Annotated in this window: 16 protein-coding genes and 2 tRNA genes; 8 read left to right on the top strand and 10 right to left on the bottom strand. The window is 42.0% G+C overall.

Translation table 11 applies throughout. The features are described 5' to 3' along the window. Positions 1–12: 12 nt before the first annotated feature. The gene (locus SNE26_RS22015; RefSeq protein ID WP_321556032.1) at positions 13–579 is read right to left on the bottom strand and encodes a hypothetical protein; all 567 of its coding nucleotides are present in this window, start codon (positions 577–579) and stop codon (positions 13–15) included. 102 nt (positions 580–681) lie between these two features. Next, positions 682–1,488: an N-acetylmuramic acid 6-phosphate etherase gene (gene murQ, locus SNE26_RS22010; protein ID WP_321556031.1), complete on the bottom strand. Its 807-nt coding sequence runs from the start codon at positions 1,486–1,488 to the stop codon at positions 682–684. Between the two features lie 108 nt (positions 1,489–1,596). On the opposite strand from murQ, the gene SNE26_RS22005 reads away from it, so the two are divergent. Next, positions 1,597–3,183 carry a S41 family peptidase gene (locus tag SNE26_RS22005; RefSeq protein WP_321556030.1) on the top strand — a complete coding sequence of 529 codons (1,587 nt, stop codon included), beginning with the start codon at positions 1,597–1,599 and terminating at the stop codon, positions 3,181–3,183. 387 nt (positions 3,184–3,570) lie between these two features. Here SNE26_RS22005 and SNE26_RS22000 read toward each other — a convergent pair whose 3' ends face one another. The 4 genes from SNE26_RS22000 to era all read right to left on the bottom strand — a co-directional run bounded on the left by SNE26_RS22000 (position 3,571) and on the right by era (position 7,919). Beyond that, positions 3,571–4,482 (bottom strand): NAD(P)/FAD-dependent oxidoreductase, encoded by a 912-nt coding sequence (locus tag SNE26_RS22000; RefSeq protein ID WP_321556029.1) that lies wholly within the window; start codon positions 4,480–4,482, stop codon positions 3,571–3,573. 161 nt (positions 4,483–4,643) lie between these two features. Beyond that, on the bottom strand, positions 4,644–5,327 hold the full coding sequence (locus SNE26_RS21995) for a hypothetical protein (protein ID WP_321556028.1): 684 nt from the start codon (positions 5,325–5,327) through the stop codon (positions 4,644–4,646). 244 nt (positions 5,328–5,571) lie between these two features. Continuing rightward, positions 5,572–6,873, bottom strand: coding sequence for a ribosome biogenesis GTPase Der (der, locus tag SNE26_RS21990; protein ID WP_321556027.1), 1,302 nt, complete (start codon positions 6,871–6,873; stop codon positions 5,572–5,574). A gap of 170 nt (positions 6,874–7,043) precedes the next feature. Further along, complete coding sequence (gene era / locus SNE26_RS21985; protein WP_321556026.1) at positions 7,044–7,919, bottom strand: GTPase Era; 876 nt, start codon at positions 7,917–7,919, stop codon at positions 7,044–7,046. A gap of 148 nt (positions 7,920–8,067) precedes the next feature. Between era and SNE26_RS21980 the strand changes: the two genes are divergently transcribed. Together SNE26_RS21980 and SNE26_RS21975 are read left to right on the top strand one after the other, a co-directional pair. Next, a tRNA-Met gene (locus tag SNE26_RS21980) sits at positions 8,068–8,140 on the top strand. A gap of 270 nt (positions 8,141–8,410) precedes the next feature. After that, positions 8,411–8,800: a hypothetical protein gene (locus SNE26_RS21975; protein WP_321556025.1), complete on the top strand. Its 390-nt coding sequence runs from the start codon at positions 8,411–8,413 to the stop codon at positions 8,798–8,800. 248 nt (positions 8,801–9,048) lie between these two features. Here the strand turns inward: SNE26_RS21975 and SNE26_RS21970 are convergent, their stop codons facing one another. Further along, positions 9,049–10,986 carry a glycoside hydrolase family 127 protein gene (locus SNE26_RS21970; RefSeq protein WP_321556024.1) on the bottom strand — a complete coding sequence of 646 codons (1,938 nt, stop codon included), beginning with the start codon at positions 10,984–10,986 and terminating at the stop codon, positions 9,049–9,051. A gap of 338 nt (positions 10,987–11,324) precedes the next feature. Here SNE26_RS21970 and SNE26_RS21965 point away from each other — a divergent pair, with 338 nt between their 5' ends. Beyond that, positions 11,325–11,912, top strand: a complete 588-nt coding sequence (locus SNE26_RS21965; protein ID WP_321556023.1) for a C40 family peptidase — start codon at positions 11,325–11,327, stop codon at positions 11,910–11,912. A 43-nt stretch (positions 11,913–11,955) separates the two neighbouring features. Here SNE26_RS21965 and SNE26_RS21960 read toward each other — a convergent pair whose 3' ends face one another. Together SNE26_RS21960 and SNE26_RS21955 are read right to left on the bottom strand one after the other, a co-directional pair. Beyond that, positions 11,956–12,369 (bottom strand): hypothetical protein, encoded by a 414-nt coding sequence (locus SNE26_RS21960; RefSeq protein WP_321556022.1) that lies wholly within the window; start codon positions 12,367–12,369, stop codon positions 11,956–11,958. After that, positions 12,366–12,923 (bottom strand): sigma-70 family RNA polymerase sigma factor, encoded by a 558-nt coding sequence (locus SNE26_RS21955; RefSeq protein ID WP_321556021.1) that lies wholly within the window; start codon positions 12,921–12,923, stop codon positions 12,366–12,368. The genes SNE26_RS21960 and SNE26_RS21955 overlap by 4 nt, the downstream gene beginning before the upstream one ends. Before the next feature lie 121 nt (positions 12,924–13,044). Here SNE26_RS21955 and SNE26_RS21950 point away from each other — a divergent pair, with 121 nt between their 5' ends. Continuing rightward, the gene (locus tag SNE26_RS21950) at positions 13,045–13,377 is read left to right on the top strand and encodes a DUF6249 domain-containing protein (protein ID WP_321556020.1); all 333 of its coding nucleotides are present in this window, start codon (positions 13,045–13,047) and stop codon (positions 13,375–13,377) included. 129 nt (positions 13,378–13,506) lie between these two features. Further along, the gene (locus tag SNE26_RS21945) at positions 13,507–15,930 is read left to right on the top strand and encodes a TonB-dependent receptor domain-containing protein (protein ID WP_321556019.1); all 2,424 of its coding nucleotides are present in this window, start codon (positions 13,507–13,509) and stop codon (positions 15,928–15,930) included. Positions 15,931–16,092: 162 nt separating this feature from the next. Here SNE26_RS21945 and SNE26_RS21940 read toward each other — a convergent pair whose 3' ends face one another. Then, positions 16,093–16,506, bottom strand: a complete 414-nt coding sequence (locus tag SNE26_RS21940; protein ID WP_321556018.1) for a nuclear transport factor 2 family protein — start codon at positions 16,504–16,506, stop codon at positions 16,093–16,095. Positions 16,507–16,726: 220 nt separating this feature from the next. Between SNE26_RS21940 and SNE26_RS21935 the strand changes: the two genes are divergently transcribed. After that, positions 16,727–16,802: transfer RNA gene (locus SNE26_RS21935), tRNA-Met, on the top strand. 238 nt (positions 16,803–17,040) lie between these two features. Continuing rightward, positions 17,041–19,491: an ABC transporter permease gene (locus tag SNE26_RS21930; protein WP_321556017.1), complete on the top strand. Its 2,451-nt coding sequence runs from the start codon at positions 17,041–17,043 to the stop codon at positions 19,489–19,491. Positions 19,492–19,522: the final 31 nt, after the last annotated feature.

The following is a 19,522-nucleotide window of genomic DNA, read 5'->3' as shown; positions in this document are numbered from 1 at the left end:
CTTCCGGTAAGATTAGTTTAAACGGCGCATCAACTGCTCTTCCACCTTTTTGAAAACCTGTACAGGTTTTAGGGCTCTCCACCCAAGGTTATCAAGTTCGCCGCCGAAGTTGATGTAGTAGTCGATGTTGTTGTGTTTAAACTCATCGATTACGTGGTCGCGGAAGTTGATGCCTGCTATCCAGCCGTCCTCCACATCCTGGAACCACTCTTCGTAATAGCAATCATCGCTTGAGTGAAAGTTGAGTACGTTTTCGCCTATCAGGATAAAGTGGGTGATGCCGTTATCGATCATCAGGTCAAGTAGTTCGCGCTTCAGCAGCATGATGTCGTTATTGATGGCGTCGTTCCATTCGCCTATCAGCTCAATAATGGTGTAGCCTTTATCATAATCGGCAAAAAGCACTTTAAGGTAAAGTGTATTGGAGCCGAATGAATCCCATTGCGGGTGCAGCAGGTAATTGTATACCTGCTTGTCAAATTCAAACTCGCTGTATTCTGTTGCATAAAAAGGCGAAAACTCATCTTCCGATGCTACGTAATCATCTCGCCAGCGATAATATGGTTCAATTTCGTGCATTGTGTTAATTTCAATTGTCTGAACCTGAATTTATTGAATTGAAAAATTTATCGAATGCCAGGCATTTTCAAATTTTCAAATCAGCACATTTTCAAATTCAGCTTATTTTTTAAAATGATCAACAGCGCTCCGTACGCTGCCGTATTGTTTCAGTAACCCGGCTGCTTCCTCTTCGCTCAAGCCGGTTTCGTCCATTACCATATGTGTGCCCCTGTTCACTAATTTATGATTGCTTAATTGCATATCAACCATCCTGTTCCCTTTTACACGGCCAAGCTGGATCATTACGCTTGTGCTCAGCATATTTAAAACTAATTTTTGTGCGGTACCGGCCTTCATACGGGTTGATCCTGTTAAAAACTCCGGACCGGTTACCACTTCAACCGGGTACTGTGCCACAGCCGCAACCGGGCTGCCGCTGTTACAAACAATGCAGCCGGTAACTAAATTATGCTCATTGGCTGTTTTTAAACCGCCAATTACATAAGGCGTAGTGCCCGAAGCCGCAATGCCAACAACTACATCTTTATCATTAATGTCAAAAGCCTCCAGATCTTTCCAGGCCTGTACAGCATCATCTTCGGCAAATTCAACTGCTTTACGGATTGCGCCATCGCCACCGGCTATCAAGCCTACTACCATATCAAACGGAACGCCGAATGTTGGCGGGCATTCCGATGCATCAACCACACCTAAACGGCCGCTTGTACCGGCGCCTATGTAAAACAACCTGCCGCCGTTTTTCATCCTCCGGGCAGTGATGGTAGCAAGCGCTTCTATCTGCGGCAGGGCCTTTTCCACAGCAAGGGGAACGGTTTTATCCTCGTTATTAATGTTTTCTAAAATTTCCCTTACGGCCTGTTTTTCGAGGTTTTTATAGTGCGATTCCCTTTCGGTGGTGGTTTCCATAGCCTGTTTTCAAATAATTTATAACAAAATTCGGTAAAAATCATCAAAAGCAAGGGTGCAGGTAAAAATTATTGACCCTGCAATTGTTAACTTTGTGTGTAATAAGTTATGAAGAGGACCGCGGGTGTAATTTTCCGGACAATAATTCTGCTGCTGGTAGGGGTGATGATAGGCCAGGTGCTTAACAAGGATTTTGCCGCGCGTAACCTTGGCTTCTCTTTTGTGAGCAATAGTAAGATAGCAAAGGTACTGCAACTGGTTGACCGTAACTATGTTGACAGCGTTAATATCGATAGCATTGAAGGGGTATCGGTAAATAACCTGCTTCAAAACCTCGATCCGCATTCGCTTTATTTACCGCAGCAGCAGGCGCAATCCATCAATGAACGGTTAGACGGTGGTTTTAACGGTATCGGTATCGAATATCAGTTGCTGCGTGATACACTGATCATTACACAGGTTTATGCGGGGGGCCCGGCCGAAAAGGCAGGACTGCTGGTGGGAAGTAAGGTGATCAATGTTGATGATAAGAAGTTTTCGGGCAGTAAGCTAACGGCTACCCGTATAAATGGTGTTTTCAGGGGTGAAAAGGATGCTGAAATAAAATTGAGCGTTGTGCCTCCGCTGAGCAAAGATTTAAAAATACTTACCGTTAAGCGCGGACATGTTGACCTGAGCAGTGTTGATGCCGCCTATATGGCCGATGCCAAAACTGGTTATATCAAAATCAGTAAGTTTTCGGCTACTACCGACGTCGATTTCAGAAAGGCGTTAACGGCCCTAAAAGTTGACGGCATGAATAAGTTACTACTTGACCTGAGAGGCAATGGCGGCGGCTACCTGAATGCTGCTACCTCATTAGCTGATGAGTTTTTAACCGACGGGAAGCTGATAGTTTATACCAAAGGTATACACGAACCCCGTACCGATTATTTTGCTACAGATTCGGGCATGTTTCAAAAAGGGAAGCTTACCGTGCTTATTGATGAATACTCGGCTTCGGCCAGCGAAATTTTAGCAGGTGCCTTGCAGGACCTGGACAGGGCCACTATTGTTGGGCGCCGGTCGTTTGGTAAAGGCCTGGTGCAGCAGCAGTTTGCTTTTGACGACGGTTCGGCAGTGAATTTAACGGTGGCAAGGTATTATACCCCTTCGGGCCGCTCTATCCAGAAATCATACAAAAACGGGGTGGACAGTTACCGTAATGAACTGGCCCAGCGCATGCAAAAGGGCGAGCTTTTTTCAGAACAAAGCAACCTGAACGACAGTGTTTTTAAAGGAACGCCATCATACCATACCTCAAGCGGGCGTAAAGTTTTTAGCGGCGGCGGTATCATGCCTGATGTTTTTGTACCGGCGGATACCAGCAGGTTTACACCGCTTATCCAGGACCTGAGCCAGCAGCAATTATTTACCGCTTATGTTGTTGACTGCCAGCAGCAATTGCTTAAAAAATATCCTACAGAAGCTGACTTTTTAAAACAATACGCCGTTAGTAATGATGACGTGGATAAATTTATCCTGTATGCTTCGCAAACCATTAAAGAAATGGATTCGCACGAAGTTCAGATCTCCAGGGAACCTATAAAAACTATCCTCAAAGCCCAGGCAGCCCGCTTTAAATGGGGGGATAATGCCTACTTCAAAGTGATCAACACCGATGATGTGGCCTTTAAAAAAGGGTTGGAGCAGTAAGGGGCTAAACAAAAAAATGTCATTTCGGGCGAGCGCGGGGGCGAAAGAGAAACCTTTTAAGCCTGACAAAGCAACAAAATACATCTTCACAGTCTGATATATGACAAATTTAAACTCGAAGGAAGACTTTGTAAAATTTATGTCGTCGTTAATCAACGATTTGAAAGTTAACCCTGATAAATGGGAAAACAAATCTTTGTTAGAATATCTTGAGGCAATCCAAAGTTGGACTGATGATATGGAAGGCTACTATGTGAACAATAATCTCCCTTTCCAAAAAATATGAACTGGAATGTTTTTGCTGATATCCTGACTGCTGCAAGGATTTATGAATAAGTATTTAACTTCTCCCAGACTTTTGAAGTCTTCAATGTAGTTAGATTGATGCTACTTCCCCGCCAGGAAAACCTCATCAATTAATTCCAGATTCGCCATAACGCCTGCCATGGTGCCGCTGTTAACCGCGTTGGCTATGGAGCGAATGCCTGAAGCACTGTCGCCACAGGCATAAACACCCGGTATGGTAGTTTTTTGCCGCGCATCAACCTGGATATGGCCCTGCTTGGTAAACTCGCAACCCAACTGCAATGCAATATCACTATGCTGCACAAAGGGGAGCCTTGCATATAAAGCCATTAATTTTATTTCGGTACCATTTTGTAGCCTGATAGCGGTAATCTGGCCGTTATAATGATCAAGTGCTTCTATTTTTTCTTCAACAATCCGGATATTGTTATTTAGGATGATGGTTTGCTGGTCGTCGGTTAAAGTTGATTTGCCATTCGTGAACACGGTTAGCTCCTTTGTCCAGTTTGAAATAAGTTTGGCCAGTTCAAAAGCCATTTCCCCATTGGCAAATATGCCGGTATGCTGATGCCCGTACTCGTAGCCATGGCAATAAGGACAATGTATAACCGATATGCCCCAGCATTCAGCAAATCCCGGAATATCAGGCATCTGGTCTTTAATGCCTGCGGCAAGAATAACCTTTTTCGCGCCGAATACTTCTCCGGATCTTGTACTGACCTCAAAGCCGTTTGGCACTGGAATGCAATGGGCAGCCTCGTTATGAAGCAGCGTAATGGTTGGGTATTTTAAAGTCTGTTCGCGGGCAATAGTCAAAATCTCGTGCGGAGTTTGGCCATCGCGGGTAAAAAAGTTGTGTGAATGTGGCGTTTGGCGGTTGCAGGGTATGCCGCTATCAATAATTAATACTTTACGCATGGCGCGGCCCAAAGCCATGCCTGCCGATAAACCGGCACTGCTGCCGCCGATAATGATCATATCAAAATCCTTCATATGATATTGTGGTTAATTATTGATAAAGGTAAATGACAAAAACACAAAATGCAACTGTGTTGCATTTTGTGTTTTTGAATTGACAAAGGAAAGCAGGCTGATTATCCGGGGAAACTAACCTGGCTTTGGCAGCACCGGTAGAGTTTCAGAAGTATAAAACCTTAGTTTATCTTTTGTTTAGTGGTTTTATCCAGGGTCATTAATCCATTGAAATAATAAATTAATTTCCTGTCGCTGTCTTGAATATAGGCTACGGGGTAATCGTTGTACTTTGAGAAAGTTACCTTCCATGCTTTAATAAAATTGGGATGCTCCGGGGTATCCTGGTTTAGGTTGAAGTACCCGAATTCGGCATTGAGGCATGAGGATTCGTTAACATTGTTGGCAATGTTATAACCATCTTTTTTAAAAGCATCGATGAAAACTTTACGTATTTGCGGCAACGTTGCTTCGGCCTTAGTATTTAGGTTAAGAGTGCCAAAGCGCCGGCCTATTGAGGAGCTAAAAACCTCGTTCCTGAAATGATAGCTTATCCCCGAATTAAAGATGGGCAAGCCATTGCTTTCTTCATAGGCTACCACATGCTGGTAAATATTAAGCGGGCCGTTACTGGTTATGCTATCGTTTAAAATAACTCTATATATCACCAGGTCGTTAACCGGGATGTTGTTTTTTTGCAGGAGCTTAGTGGCAGTTATCAGCTCAACTTTGTTGCTGTCGCTATAATCGCGTTTAACACGATTGATGCAGCCATTGTCCTCTCCATCGCCGGATGAAAGTTGGCCTTTTTTACATGCAGCAAAAGCCACCAGTACTATGAGTACCAAACAATAAAACTTTTTCATGAAGTGTAAAGTATTGAGGTTTAGTAGTATTACGGAGCGGAGGAGAGAAACGCAACAATGGGGGAAATAAAAAACGTCATTGCGAGGAACGAAGCAATCGCGGACTATACAGGGCGTACCTGCAAATAGGGGATTGCTTCGTACCTCGCAATGACGCGGTATAGTGGAACTTCATAAGTCTGGATTTTACAAGGATAAATCTCAAGGAAATCCTTGAATCCTAAAAATCAGGGTCAGGTTCAGATTACTTCTGCCTGAACCAAACTTGCACGGGCGCACCCGAAAACTCAAAATTTTCGCGGAGTTTGTTTTCAATAAACCGGTAGTAAGGCTCCTTAACGTATTGCGGCAAATTGCAGAAAAACGCAAACATTGGCGAAGTACCGGCAATTTGGGTAATGTATTTTATTTTAACGTATTTACCTTTTATGGATGGCGGAGGGTAATTTTCGATAATGGGCAGCATTACCTCGTTCAGTTTTGAAGTAGGGATTTTGCGGGCACGGTTCTGGTAAACCTTGTTGGCCACATCAATCACTTTTAATACCCTCTGCTTTTCGGTAACCGAAGTAAATACGATAGGTACATCGGTAAAAGGGGCTATCTTATCGCGGATCTGCTCTTCAAATACTTTGATGGTTTTGCTGTTTTTCTCGATCAAATCCCATTTATTAACCACAATCACTACGCCTTTTTTGTTCTTTTCGGCCAGGTGGAAGATGTTGATATCCTGCGATTCAAAGCCTTCAACAGCATCGATCATCAGGATAATTACATCGGCTTCTTCCAGTGCTTTGATGGTACGCATTACCGAGTAAAACTCGATATTTTCTTTAACCTTTGTTTTTTTACGCATCCCTGCAGTATCAATCAGCATAAAATCATGACCATACTGGTTATAATGGATGTGGATAGAATCGCGGGTGGTGCCGGCTATTGGGGTAACAATGTTACGGTCTTTGCCGATAAGGGCATTAATAATAGATGATTTACCCACGTTAGGGCGGCCAACAATGGCATATTTAGGGCGGGTATTTTCTTCAAGTACTTCGTCTTCAAAGTGTTTTACTACTTCGTCGAGCAGTTCACCAGTGCCAGAGCCTGTCATTGATGAAATGCTGTAGATTTCACCAAGGCCAAGGCTGTAAAATACCATGGCATCCGCAACCTGGTTATTATTATCCAGTTTGTTCACTACCACAAAAACAGGTTTTTTGCTTTTGCGCAGGCGGTTTGCAATCTCATCGTCCAGATCGGTAATGCCGGTAGTAACATCAACAACAAACAGGATCACCGAAGCTTCTTCAATGGCTATATCAACCTGCTCGCGAATGGCGGTTTCAAATACATCGTCGGAGTTGGCTACGTAGCCGCCCGTATCAATAACGGTAAAGTTGTGGTTAAGCCATTCGGCAAGGCCGTAATGCCTGTCGCGCGTGACACCGCTAAAGTCATCAACAATAGCCTTCCGGCTTTCGGTTAAACGGTTATATAATGTTGATTTGCCTACGTTGGGCCTGCCCACAATGGCTACTATGTTACTCATGCTTTTTTATTAAGAGTCAGGATGCAAGAAGTCAAGATGCAAGAACAATGCAAATCTATCTAACTTAACAATCCAGTTCTATTGAAATTTAAATTTTTATTAAACGATAAATCAAAGATGCTGGAAGTGTGTCCTGTATCCTGATTCTAAAAGTCTTGATTCTGTTCTTCCTATTCGTACCCGAATTGTTTGAGGTAATTCTTTTTGGTACGCCAGTCGGGGATTACTTTTACAAACATTTCCAGGAAAACCTTTTGCTGAAAAAAGTCTTCCATGGCGCGGCGGGCATAGGTACCGGTGATTTTTAACATTTCGCCGCCTTTGCCTATGATGATGTTTTTTTGCGATTCGCGCTCCACAATGATCTCGGCGCTGATGCGGTAAAGTTTTTCGCCTTCTATAAACGCGGTTACAATAACCTCGGTGCTATAAGGAATTTCTTTTTTGTATTGCTTAAACACCTGCTCGCGGATCATTTCTGAAGCGAAGAAGCGGTCGTTACGATCAGTCAGGGCATCTTTTTCATAATAAGCGGCATGCTCGGGCAGGTTTTCGATCACGAAATCCATAATGGCTTTGATGTTGTGGCCATGCAATGCCGATATGGCGAAGATGGCTTTAGGGTTTAATTTTTCCTGCCAAAATTCAACTTTCTTTTTTACGGTTTCTTCATCGCTCTGGTCGATTTTGTTGATGAGCACGGCAAGCGGCGCTGATGAACGTTCCAATTTTTTAAGAACGTCTGCTTCGTCATACTCTTCATAAATGTGGGTGACCAGTAAAATAAGGTCGGCATCAACAATAGAGCCGTCAACCTGGTGCATCATGCTTTCGTGCAGGGCGTAGTGCGGTTTGATAACGCCGGGCGTGTCCGAAAACACGATCTGGTAGTTTTCATCATTCACAATACCCAGGATCCTGTGGCGTGTAGTCTGCGCTTTTGGGGTGATGATGGACATTTTTTCGCCCACCAGCGCGTTCATAAGGGTTGATTTCCCTGCGTTGGGTTTACCTATTATACTTACAAAACCTGCCTGATGAGCCATAAAAAAATAATTAAAAATATATTTGGACTGCAAAGAAACGAATTATATCTTTGCAGTCCAATTAAAACGGAGTGCAAATTTGCATTTTGGTAATTGGAAGCACCTTTCCGGGGTTATGGCCGGATCTCAAATATATAGCACAATACAGTGCGGGATGGAGCAGTTGGTAGCTCGTCGGGCTCATAACCCGAAGGTCGTAGGTTCGAGTCCTGCTCCCGCTACGAAGAAAATGAAAGCCTTGAATCGAAAGATTTGAGGCTTTTTTTTGTTGGAAAAACAAGTTTACGTGCTGACCCGCCTCTTGTCAAGGTTTGTTAATAATTTCACGACAGATCATCTTTGCTAACGATCAATTGCGGAGATGGAAGGATTTCTAACTGCTAATTGCAGTTCCAGTTTAGCGCGCCCCCGGTCGATTTTGAACGACCAATTGATATTCCCCGGGGGATTTGAAATAGAAAATTGCACTCAGTTTTTTTTAATTTTAAGGCATGAAAAAAAATATAGTTTTGATATTTATACTATTTCTTTCTCAATCTATTTGGGCGCAGTCTTATAAATCACCGGCTATCACAACAGCATTCGCTGATTCCTTAAAGAATCAGATCACCAACATTATTCCCAAAGGCTATACAATCAGGCTTTCATACCAAAGCAAAATCTCAACTGAGGGAAAGCTATTGAAACCATTGATAACAAGGCAATTTTCAGAGGATTCATTTGACAACAACGCGATAATCCAAAAATTGAGGTTCTTAATAAAAGAAGCACCCGCATGGAACCCAGCCAGGGATGCATCAAATAACGCCATAGAAGGAATGGTATTATTTGATGTAGAGATAAATAAAGGCAATATATCTATAATTGATAAGACCCAATAATATTGCAATTTATCCCTTGAGCATTATTCATTTCTTAAACTCGTTACCGGGTTAGCCATTGCTGCTTTTATTGCCTGGAAACCTATTGTTGCCATAGCAATAATTATCGCGGTTATTCCTCCGCAGCAAATAGCCACCAGCTTATTTTTGAGCTTTAATTGAGATGTTTTAATTTTCAAATCAGCATACCAGCGAGTGGGGTTTAGTTTTGCCGGGATTGTAAAATGAAACCTTCTTAACGCGCTAACTTAATAGGTATCTTTCAAATTCCCCTGGTGCCAATAGATCATATACCGGGCATCATGTAATTTGTAAAAAGGGATCAGTTCCAGTTTTTTAAACTTCGCCGGACTGATCAGTTCAGGCGCAATGAAAGTTTGAGGTTTTCCGGCTACTGGTTTCAGGTATTTTTCAAGATCAGGCTGGTTGCTTGCAAGTATAGGTGCCTCATTTAACGGATAAGTTTTACCACGGGCACGGTAACCCTCAAACTGGTCGCCATCGGCAATTAAGTTATCAAGATCGGTAGTGTCGGTTTTAGCCGCTAATACAATTGGCCCGTTTAAAAATGCTACATAATGCGAGCTATCCGGTAATGCTTCGGTGCTCAATTCCATAGGTAAACGAATTGCTATTTCATCGCCTTTTTTCCACAATCTGTTAAGCTTTACATATGAGCCGGGCCGGGCATCAACAGGTACTTCCGTACCATTGATCTTTATTTGCAGTTTACCTGCCTTTACCCAATGAGGGTAGCGGATATTAATGTCGAATTTACCAGGCTTCACTGCTTCAACTAAAAGTTTGGTAGTTTCCGTATCCGGAAATTTGGTTTGCTGCGAAAGTACAAGCCCTTGTGCAGCCCAATTTAACCGGGACGCAATAAACAGGTTTACATACAGGTTTTTTTGCTGATAGCTGTAGATGAGCTCGCCATATTTGCCATGGTTTTCCATGCCCGAACCCACACAGCACCACATATCAACCTGAGGCTGCGAGTAAACGCGATAATGGCGCGGGCGCATAGAGGTGTAATAAACAAAGCCACCGTGTACGGGATGCTGGCTCGAAAGGATATGATTATACAAAACCCGCTCGTAAAAATCCATATACTTAACATCTGCCGCCTTTTCAAAAAGATGGCGGGTTAGTTTGAGCATATTATAGGAGTTACAAGTTTCCGGGCCTGCAATATCTGTGATCATTTTAGTGAAATTGCCCGCTGGGTTAAAATGCTCATTTACACTGTTGCCGCCTATTACAACTGAACGGTTATTTACTACCGTTTCCCAGAAAAACTGAGCAGCCTTGCCATAATCTGCATCGCCGCCAACTTCTGAGATGCGCTGAAAGCCTACAGCCTTAGGGATTTGCATATTGGCATGCAGTCCATTGAGCTCATCATGCCTTTGGATCAATGGGTTTAAGGTCTCTTTATGTGAGAACCTCCGTGCCAGGGTAAGGTATTTATTTTGGCCGGTTATAACCGATACGTCGGCAAAAACTTCATTTAAGCCACCCTGTTCAGAAATCAGCATGGTTTGGATCTGCTTATCAGTCAGTTTGAGGGAAACGCTATAGATATAGTCTGTTAACCGCACCAGTATTTCTTTTGCCTGGCTTTTCCCGGCAATCATATAGGCATCCCTGAGGCCGGCAAAAAGTTTGTGGATATTATAAAGGGGTACCCATTTTTTATTGAGGGAGAAGGTGTCGGCTTCAATTTTACCTGCAGCGATATCCTTCCACATTGCTGTCCCTCCGGGTGTACCACCAAGATAACCACTTCCTGTTTTATCCTGGCAGCGTTTCAATTGGGCCAGCATATAATCCAACCGGCGGTTTAGTTCCGCATCGTGAGTGGCGGCGTACATAAAGGACAGGGCCGATAAATAGTGCCCGCCGATGTGCCCGTCTAACCCGGTGTTTTCCCAGTTTTCATAGTTTTTCTTTTTAGGCTTAAGCCCTGCTTCGGTTAGGTAAGGAGCCAACAACCGATCAGGATCTAAAGCCAGGATGTAAGCCTTGTCTGTTAATTGTGCATCTTTAAATACACCGGGCAATAGCTTAACCTGTTGCAACCGAAAGGAATTCAGTTGGGTTTGGGCTTGTGCTTGAATAGAGATAATACAAACTGATATTGAAAACAGCGTTAAAAAACGACCTGTTATTTTCCTGGTTGTCATGGTTTGGTATTTACAAATGGGTTAGCCTTGCTAAAGTATGGAATGTTTTTATTAATTGTTATTTTAACACCAATTTTGGTTTTTTGATGAATCAAATGAAATAATAGTATCATACTTTACTATCGTATCCACAGTAAATTGACATATTAGTCTTTAGCCCAAAATCATAAGTTCTAAGTATGTAAAGAGGAAGAATCGGACTTCCGGCTTGGTACTATCGGCTTAATACAGCTATCTTTTTTACATTTTGATTACTATCCGTGGAAATTTTTACCTATCATTACAACATGCATTTTGTAGTTGGTCCCAAACTCCTCCTTATTGCTTGTTTATCATTTATGAAGCCGGTAAAGCCAGCCGTACTTCATGCAGCAAAAAAACATAAAGCTAATAAAACGGCAAGGTCGCATAGTCATTCGCGGCTGAGGCATCATTATGCCGAAGTTGAGGCCAATTATGAAACTGGCGAAACCACACCTGATGAACTGGTTGAATTTGCCCAAACCCTGAAAGGCATCAGGTACCGGTATGGTTCAAGCAATCCGGAAAAAGGTTTTGATTGCTCGGGTTTTGTTAATTATGTTTTTACCCATTTCGGCATCTCTATCCCCCGCAGCTCATCGGATTTTACACCTGTTAAGGGTATCGATATTAGAGAGGCCAAATTTGGCGATCTGATATTATTTACCGGTACCCGCAGCCATAATTACCACAGTGCCGGCCACATTGGTATAGTTATATCGCAACCCGGCGAGCCGTTGGTATTTATCCACTCTACATCGGGCGATGAAAATGGGGTTACAGAAACTGCCATGAATGATCGTTACCAGCGCAGGTATATTAAAACCATCCGTGTGTTTAAGGAAGATCTGCAAGCCGGAGAAGAAGAAGACGCCGTACCGGATGCGATAGAAGAAGCGCGTTAATCTTTAATGTAGAGATGCATAATTGCGTCTCCCGTAATTTTCGTTAATAACTCCTTTTAACCAATCGTTGGTCGACAAAAAGATAACCGACGAAGCCAATAACCAGTGCCAATAACACCCATTTAAAGCTGATCACTGCATTTAAAAACATATCGCCGCTTTCAGGGCTCATCATCGCTAACAGGCCATAAGCCAGTGTTAATCCCCCGGCAAATATGACCATGGCCACCAGGTTAAAGTGCAGGTCGCTTTTGCGGTTAGCCTGTTCCTGTAGTTTTCGCCTAACGTTTGCGGCAAAGCTCATGGGCAAGCCTTGTTCGGGCCCGGTGCTTAGTGCGCTAAATAAGTTTTGATAAGCATGCAGATCGTTCTTATCTTCTTCTGAAAGTGTTTTGTTATCCGGAACCAGGCCATTGTTTAATAGCTCTTGTAATTCGTCGTCATCCAGCTCTTTCATATGTTTTCTTTCTTAAGGTCTTTTTCAATTTTCTCTTTCAATAATTTTCGTGCCCTGAAAAGATGGCTTTTCACTGTTCCTTCCGGAATTCCTGTGATCTCTTCGATCTCCGCACATGAAAACTCATTAAGGTGGTACAGCGTTAACACTGTTTTATATTGATGCGGCATTTGCTCAATAAGCAGGTTAACATATGCTGCGGTATTCTTTTTTATCAGTTCCTGCTCCGGGTTTTCATCTGTAAAATGATAATTATCAATATTTTCGGGATATTCGGCAGTGGAATTGTTCTTGTTCTTTTTTAAATAGTTTACAGCAGTTAAATAGGCTATACGTGCTATCCAGGTTGATAGTTTCGACTGAAACTCAAACCGGTGCAGGTTTTGGTGGATCTTAATAAAAACTTCCTGGCATATATCCTCCTTGTTTTGCTGGTCTTGCACCAACCGGTTTATCACGAAGAAGACCAGCTTTTCGTATTGCTTTACAAGCAGTTCAAAAGCCCGGAGATCTTTATTTAATATCCTGGATATAACCTCGTGTTCATTAAACATATTACAGTAGTCAATATATAAGGTTTGGCGGTTGCAAAAAAGGAATAAAAAAATATTTTAAAATAATTGCAACCGGAGTGCTGCGTGTGTTGACTACTATAGCAAATAAATAAACAATATCATGAAACAGTTAATGCCATTTATCATAATTATCGTATTTTTTATACTGATAGCCATATTTATACTTGCCCTTTATAATTACAGGTTAAAGAAACGGATTATTAATGCAGGCCCCCTGGATGAAAACAGCGTCAAGTTTTTGGCCCAGTTGGGTTCGGGTAACGAAGCTTTGAAATGGGGGCTCATCCTCCTTTGCGCCGGAATAGGTTTTATAGTAATGGAATTTATCCCTTACAGCGCCGAAGATTCACCCGTTCCTTATGGGGTTGAGATGATCTTTATCTCAGCCGGCTTTCTAATCTATTACCTGCTGCTTCGCCGCCGTAAAGATTAAATAATCAGCCTGATTTATTGTACTAAGCGGGCGGTTTAGCTGCCCGTATCATCAAATTTTAAAGAGGGAAATTCCTCTCAGGGAATCCTATTGCCTAAAAATTAATCAAAATCTAACCCCCTTACACATATGAAAACTAAACAAACAACAATACGGTTCATCATGATGATAGCTGTATTGATCACTTATAACCTCAATAGCTATAGCCAGGCCCCGGTACAGGTAAAAGGAGGTATTGCTGATTCGGTGACCAAAGCGCCTTTGCCATTGATAACCGTACGGCTAAAAAATGCTGTCAATGAAACCATTATGGTTGCTGTTACTAAAGACGATGGCTCTTTTAGCTTTACTTCGGTACAACCAGCCAGTTACACGCTCTTGATCAATGCTATCGGGTACGGCTCAAAAACAATAGCGCTTAATCTTACTCATCAGCAAAAAATACTGGAGCTTAAACCGGTTTATTTGAGCGATGTAATGACCAGCCTGAAAGAGGTTACCATAACCGCGGACAGGCCGATCATAAGACAAAAAGCCGACAGGATAATTTACGACCTGAAGGCGGATCCTGAAAGCAAAGGGAATAATGTATTAAGCATGATGCGTAAAATCCCATACCTGTCATTAGATGGGGATGATAATTTACTGCTCAAAGGAAATTCAAGCTTCAAAGTGCTTATTAACAGTAAGCCATCCGGTAGTTTGGAAAGTAACCTTAAAGCTGTTTTAAAAAGTATCCCGGCATCAACCATTGAGCGGATTGAGGTGATCACTACGCCGCCATCAAAATATGATGCCGAAGGCTTGGCAGGTATCATTAACATCATCACCAGCAAAAAAAACAACGATGGTATCAACGGCTCTGTAAATATTAATGAAAACCTGCCTGCCGGAGGCCCTGGTGTTGGTGGCTCATTTACGGCTAAAAAAGGCAAATTCGGCATTTCGGCATTTGGCGGCGGGAGTATCAACAATGCGCCGCAGACAATTAATAACCGTAAAACAATGGATACCGCAGGCACGGTACTGGCGCAAAACGGTTACGAGCGCTCAAATAATAAAACCGCTTATTTCGGCACCGAATTAAGCCTGCAGATAGATACACTGAATTTATTAACCGTTCAGTTCAATTATAACGGCAGCCATGCAACCGATCATAACGGGCAATCATCCCTGCTAACCGGCGATGATCAGCCTGAGCAATACCGTTTTCAAAACAATAATAAGGCCGCCAGCCATGGCATTGATGCAGGGATCAATTATGAATTGGGTTTTAAAGGTGTTAAAAACAGGCTGCTTACATTTTCATACATGTACAGCGGCAACACAAATAACAAAAATAGCGACGTTCAATTTTTTGACCGGGTAAATTTCCCAGTCCCTAATTTTCAACAAAGCGATAAACAAAAATTTAAAGAACACACTGTACAGGTTGATTTTGTTACCCCGGTAAATAAAATAACCATTGATGCCGGTGTTAAAGCCATTTTCAGGAATAACAGCAGCGATTTTGGCTATAGTTCATTAAATGATTCAACCGGTTTATATGAGCATGATGCAGCGCAGGCAAACGCGTTTACCAATACTCAAAATGTATTTAGCGCTTATAACTCTTACCAACTGGCTTTAAATAGTTGGAACATCAATGCCGGTGTGCGGGTTGAGGAAACCGTGATCCAGGCGAATTTCACGAGCACGGCATCTGTGGCCGATCAAAACTATTTTAACGTTGTTCCTTCTGTTTCGGTAAGTAAAAGGTTTAAAGACGAAAGTAGTATCAACTTCGGTTTTTCACAAAGGATCAGGAGGCCGGGCATCAACAGGCTTAACCCTTATGTTGACCGCTCAAACCCCAATTATGAAGTTACCGGTAACCCAAATCTGAGACCTGTTTTATTGAACGATATCCAATTGGGATATGGCAGCAATAAAAAACTATCAGTAAACATCGGGCTCGACTATTCGTTCATGAACAACCTCGATTTGCAGGTGGTTAATTTTGACCGGACTACCCAGGTTACGCAAATTACCTATGCCAATACCGGCAAGGCCAGCAGCGCGGGCATCAATTTTAACCTTAGTTATCCTGTAACTAAAATTTACAACGTAAGCCTTAACGGTAATATGATGTACTTGTGGCTGCAGGGTCAGGCCGGTGGAAAAGTAGTGGACAATAACCTGCTGATATATGGGGCCACGCTATCAAACGTAGTCCGCCTGAACCATGGCTGGGCCCTGAATGCCGATTTGGGTATAAACAGCCGTAACCCTACTGGCTTACAGGGGTACACCAACGGTTTTTTTTATAGTGCATTCAATTTCAACAAGGATATTGTAAAAAATAAGTTCAGTATCTCTGGGGGGATCAAAAACCCGTTTACCAAATACCGCAACAGTGTTAGCAAAACATTTGGCCCGCAGTTTAACCAAACCTACCAAAGCATGAATTATTACAGGTCATTCAGCATCAGCCTGAACTATAGCTTTGGAGGTTTGAAAGACAGGATCAATAAAAACAGGACAGGGATTGAAAATAATGACGTGGCTAATTGATGGTAGAGTATCTAATTATTGCAAAGGCCTCAACAATTTTAGTTAAGGCCTTTGTAACGTTGGTCAAAGCATTTTTTTGGTAATAAATTAAGAAAAAAAGGTTTGGACAACCAAGTATCGTTAAAGTGTAATTTTATAAAAGAGCCAGGCCCGTAAGTAGCTTTAAGCTAAGTGTGTCAACCCGTCAGGAAACATTCCCTTGGCCACTACAACCATATCCAGCGCTTCGCGGATCAGTTTGATCTTACCATTTTCGGCAACCAGGCGCCCCATATAGGTTTGCGGATAAACCCGGCCTGTTGAATTGACTATAGCGTTCACATCATATTCGCCAAAGGCCTGGTCAGGTGTATCAATATGGATCCTGATGTTTTGAAATTTAAAGTTGCCGAATGTTTTGGGTAGGTTTTTAAGGAAATTATATATTACTTCCCGACCTTTCCATTGCCAGGGTAAACCTAAACTTGCAAGGTAGGGAAGCTCGAACACTGCGTCGCCGGCAAAGAGTTCAATAGCTGTATCGGGGTTGTTGATATGCTCAAGATAGTTGAGCAGTAATTCTTTAGCGGTTTTCATCTCTTTGAAATTTTATGGTCCTGCCCGTTCATCGGTCAGGGTATCACAAAGGTGCAAAGTACCCAAAAGGTACACATTGACTTATAGTAAGAAAGAAATTGACTTATATCAACGAGTTTAATAAGTTAGGTGATAGCGTGTTAGGTAATTGTTAACAACACGGGCTCATTTGTGACAAACAGATGTGATAACTTATTGTACATTTGCGCTATCAAAACAGTGCGGGATGGAGCAGTTGGTAGCTCGTCGGGCTCATAACCCGAAGGTCGTAGGTTCGAGTCCTGCTCCCGCTACCAGTAAATCAAAAGCCTCAAGTCGGAAGATTTGAGGCTTTTTTGATTCAAAAATTTTTCCTTTTTGATAGAATAAGCCAAAAAAATAATGGAAATATTGCAATACATAATTTTGGTGTATTGTAATTGATTTTGCTTAGTATGCAGAATATAATTTCAATATTTTTTATTTTGTGGAATTTAATATTGTAGCTTAGGGGTGATGTTATTTGTAACCTTGCCAATCACCTACTGAAAAGCTATGAAAAAAAGTTACCTTAAAATCGCGCTACGCAATTTGGGCGCTCGCAAATTTTTCACTTTTATTAACATCGTTGGCCTGTCCGTCGGAATTAGCGCAGCCTTGGCAATTTTTGTTATTGTAAATTTTGATCTTAGTTTCGATAAATTTCATCAAGACAGCGAAAGGATTTTCCGGTTAGTAACAGATCTTTCTTATATGGATAAAGTTGTTGCTCGTGTTGGACTTGTGAACGGGCCCCTGCCTGCAACTATTAAAGCCGAGGTACCGGGTATAAAAATCGTTGCTCCATTCCTGGAAATAAAAGAAACAGATGTATTGATTCCGGATAATACGGAGTCACCTGTGAAGTTCAGAAAGGAAAGTAACATTGTATTAGCCAATAATGAATATTTCGCACTTTTTACTTACAAGTGGTTAGCCGGTTCATCGCAGACGGCACTTGAAAAACCTTACCAGGTTGTACTCACTTCATCTCAAGCCCAGAAGTATTTTCCTAATATCCCATACAACCAGTTGTTAGGTAAAACAGTGATATATGACAGTATTAAAACTACCGTTTCGGGGATAATTCAAACTCCGGATAATAACACCGACTTCTATTTCAAAGATTTTTTATCTTACAGTACATGCCTGAATAATGCCGATTTAAAAAGCATGGCCAGGTTAACCGAATGGTCAAATATGGTTTGGCAGCTATTTGTCAAAATTGATGAACACGCCAATACTGCTAATATAGAAAAACAGATCAATGTACTGCTAAATAAATATAACAAGGGGTTTAGACCTGGCGATGGCCAAACGGAGCACCTGCAGCCTTTGAAAGATTTGCATTTCAACCAGGATTACGCCAATTTCAACAAGGGCAGAAGAGCAAACAAAACAGCTCTTTATAGCTTGCTGGTGGTTGCTGGTTTCCTGTTGCTATTAGGCTGTATCAACTTCATCAATCTTTCTACAGCGCAGGCTACGCAAAGGGCAAAAGAAATTGGTATCCGCAAAACGATGGGAAGTAGCAGAGGACAACTCATTGTGCAATTTTTAAGTGAGACTTTTATTGTTACATTTTTTGCCATCTGTATTGCGTTTGCTTTAACTCCGCTAATTCTGCAATTATTTGCCGATTTTACACCGCCGGATTTATCCCTTAACTATTTAGATAGCAACCTGCTCCTGTTTTTATTGGCATTGCTCATAACTGTAACCTTGCTGGCCGGTTTGTACCCGGCAATTATCCTTTCGGGTTACAAACCTATATCGATATTAAACAGCTCGACAAGTAATAATATGGGGAACAGCAGCGGAATCCTGTTGCGTAAAACATTATCTGTTACGCAATTCGTAATTGCACAGTTTTTTATAATGACAACATTGCTCGTTAACAAACAGGTTTTTTACGCGCTGCACAAAGATCTTGGGTTTAAGAAAGATGCCATCATCAATATTGAAACTCCACGCAGTACGATAAACTCCAATAAACAACAGTTATTTAAAGATAAAATAAGCCGTATCCCACAAATTGAAATGATGAGCATTGGCAGTGAACCTCCCGCGGCTGAAAATATCAGGGCCTGGGAAGTAACCTACAAAGACGAAAAGGGGGAGATAAAAACCTCCTTGCAACAAAGAAACGGGGACGAAAATTACCTTAAGGTTTACCATATTAAACTATTGGCAGGACGCAACCTAATGCCTGCGGATTCAATGACCGCAGTATTGGTAAATGAAAAATACATACATATTTTAGGCTTTCTAACCCCCGCAGATGCGATAGGTAAATCTTTTGAGTATGAAGGCAACAAGAGAATGATTGTAGGTGTGGTTGCCGATTTTAATCAAAAGTCATTACGCGACCCCATTTTGCCTATCTCTATGCAGGCGCCTCACTATCAGTTTAATGATAACTTTTTCCATATCCTGCTAAAGCCGCAGCCAGCCGGCAGCACCGACTGGAACAAAGCGATAAGTAGCATGCAAAAAGCCTGGAAAGAGGTTTATCCAGATATTGAATTTGACTATCATTTTTTTGATGAAGAAATTGCCCGCTTTTATAAAAGTGAGCAACGTACTTCTAAATTACTTACGTGGGCAACCGGTCTGTCCATATTGATCAGCTGCCTTGGTTTATTAGGGTTGACTATTTTCAATACCAACCGGCGCACAAAAGAAATTGGCATACGTAAAGTGCTTGGAGCATCTGTTATGCAAATTGTAAGGCTGTTATCATCAGAAATAGCCTGGTTGGTTGTAGTTTCTTTTGTTGTGGTTATGCCAATGGCGTGGTTTGCTATGAACAAATGGCTGCAAAATTTTGCCGAGCGTACTCCAATAAGCTGGTGGCTATTTGTAATGAGCGGAGTAATTATGTTTTTCACTGCTCTTTTGGTGTCTGTTTTTCAAACCGGAAGAGCTGCTTTGGCAAATCCGGTTAAAAGTTTAAGGAATAATTAAAAGCACCAGTTAAGATTAACAGGGAAGATGT

Source organism: Mucilaginibacter sp. cycad4 (genome assembly GCF_034263275.1).
GTDB lineage: Bacteria > Bacteroidota > Bacteroidia > Sphingobacteriales > Sphingobacteriaceae > Mucilaginibacter.
The sequence above is the reverse complement of the archived record's forward strand: the minus strand, read 5'-3'. Positions and strand labels throughout refer to the sequence as shown.

Bases quoted from the DNA above. Each gene is read 5' to 3' on its own strand.
- SNE26_RS22015 (WP_321556032.1), bottom strand. From the start codon at position 579: ATGCACGAAATTGAACCATATTATCGCTGGCGAGATGATTACGTAGCA.
- murQ (WP_321556031.1), bottom strand. From the start codon at position 1,488: ATGGAAACCACCACCGAAAGGGAATCGCACTATAAAAACCTCGAAAAA.
- SNE26_RS22005 (WP_321556030.1), top strand. From the start codon at position 1,597: ATGAAGAGGACCGCGGGTGTAATTTTCCGGACAATAATTCTGCTGCTG.
- SNE26_RS22000 (WP_321556029.1), bottom strand. From the start codon at position 4,482: ATGAAGGATTTTGATATGATCATTATCGGCGGCAGCAGTGCCGGTTTA.
- SNE26_RS21995 (WP_321556028.1), bottom strand. From the start codon at position 5,327: ATGAAAAAGTTTTATTGTTTGGTACTCATAGTACTGGTGGCTTTTGCT.
- der (WP_321556027.1), bottom strand. From the start codon at position 6,873: ATGAGTAACATAGTAGCCATTGTGGGCAGGCCCAACGTAGGCAAATCA.
- era (WP_321556026.1), bottom strand. From the start codon at position 7,919: ATGGCTCATCAGGCAGGTTTTGTAAGTATAATAGGTAAACCCAACGCA.
- SNE26_RS21975 (WP_321556025.1), top strand. From the start codon at position 8,411: ATGAAAAAAAATATAGTTTTGATATTTATACTATTTCTTTCTCAATCT.
- SNE26_RS21970 (WP_321556024.1), bottom strand. From the start codon at position 10,986: ATGACAACCAGGAAAATAACAGGTCGTTTTTTAACGCTGTTTTCAATA.
- SNE26_RS21965 (WP_321556023.1), top strand. From the start codon at position 11,325: ATGAAGCCGGTAAAGCCAGCCGTACTTCATGCAGCAAAAAAACATAAA.
- SNE26_RS21960 (WP_321556022.1), bottom strand. From the start codon at position 12,369: ATGAAAGAGCTGGATGACGACGAATTACAAGAGCTATTAAACAATGGC.
- SNE26_RS21955 (WP_321556021.1), bottom strand. From the start codon at position 12,923: ATGTTTAATGAACACGAGGTTATATCCAGGATATTAAATAAAGATCTC.
- SNE26_RS21950 (WP_321556020.1), top strand. From the start codon at position 13,045: ATGAAACAGTTAATGCCATTTATCATAATTATCGTATTTTTTATACTG.
- SNE26_RS21945 (WP_321556019.1), top strand. From the start codon at position 13,507: ATGAAAACTAAACAAACAACAATACGGTTCATCATGATGATAGCTGTA.
- SNE26_RS21940 (WP_321556018.1), bottom strand. From the start codon at position 16,506: ATGAAAACCGCTAAAGAATTACTGCTCAACTATCTTGAGCATATCAAC.
- SNE26_RS21930 (WP_321556017.1), top strand. From the start codon at position 17,041: ATGAAAAAAAGTTACCTTAAAATCGCGCTACGCAATTTGGGCGCTCGC.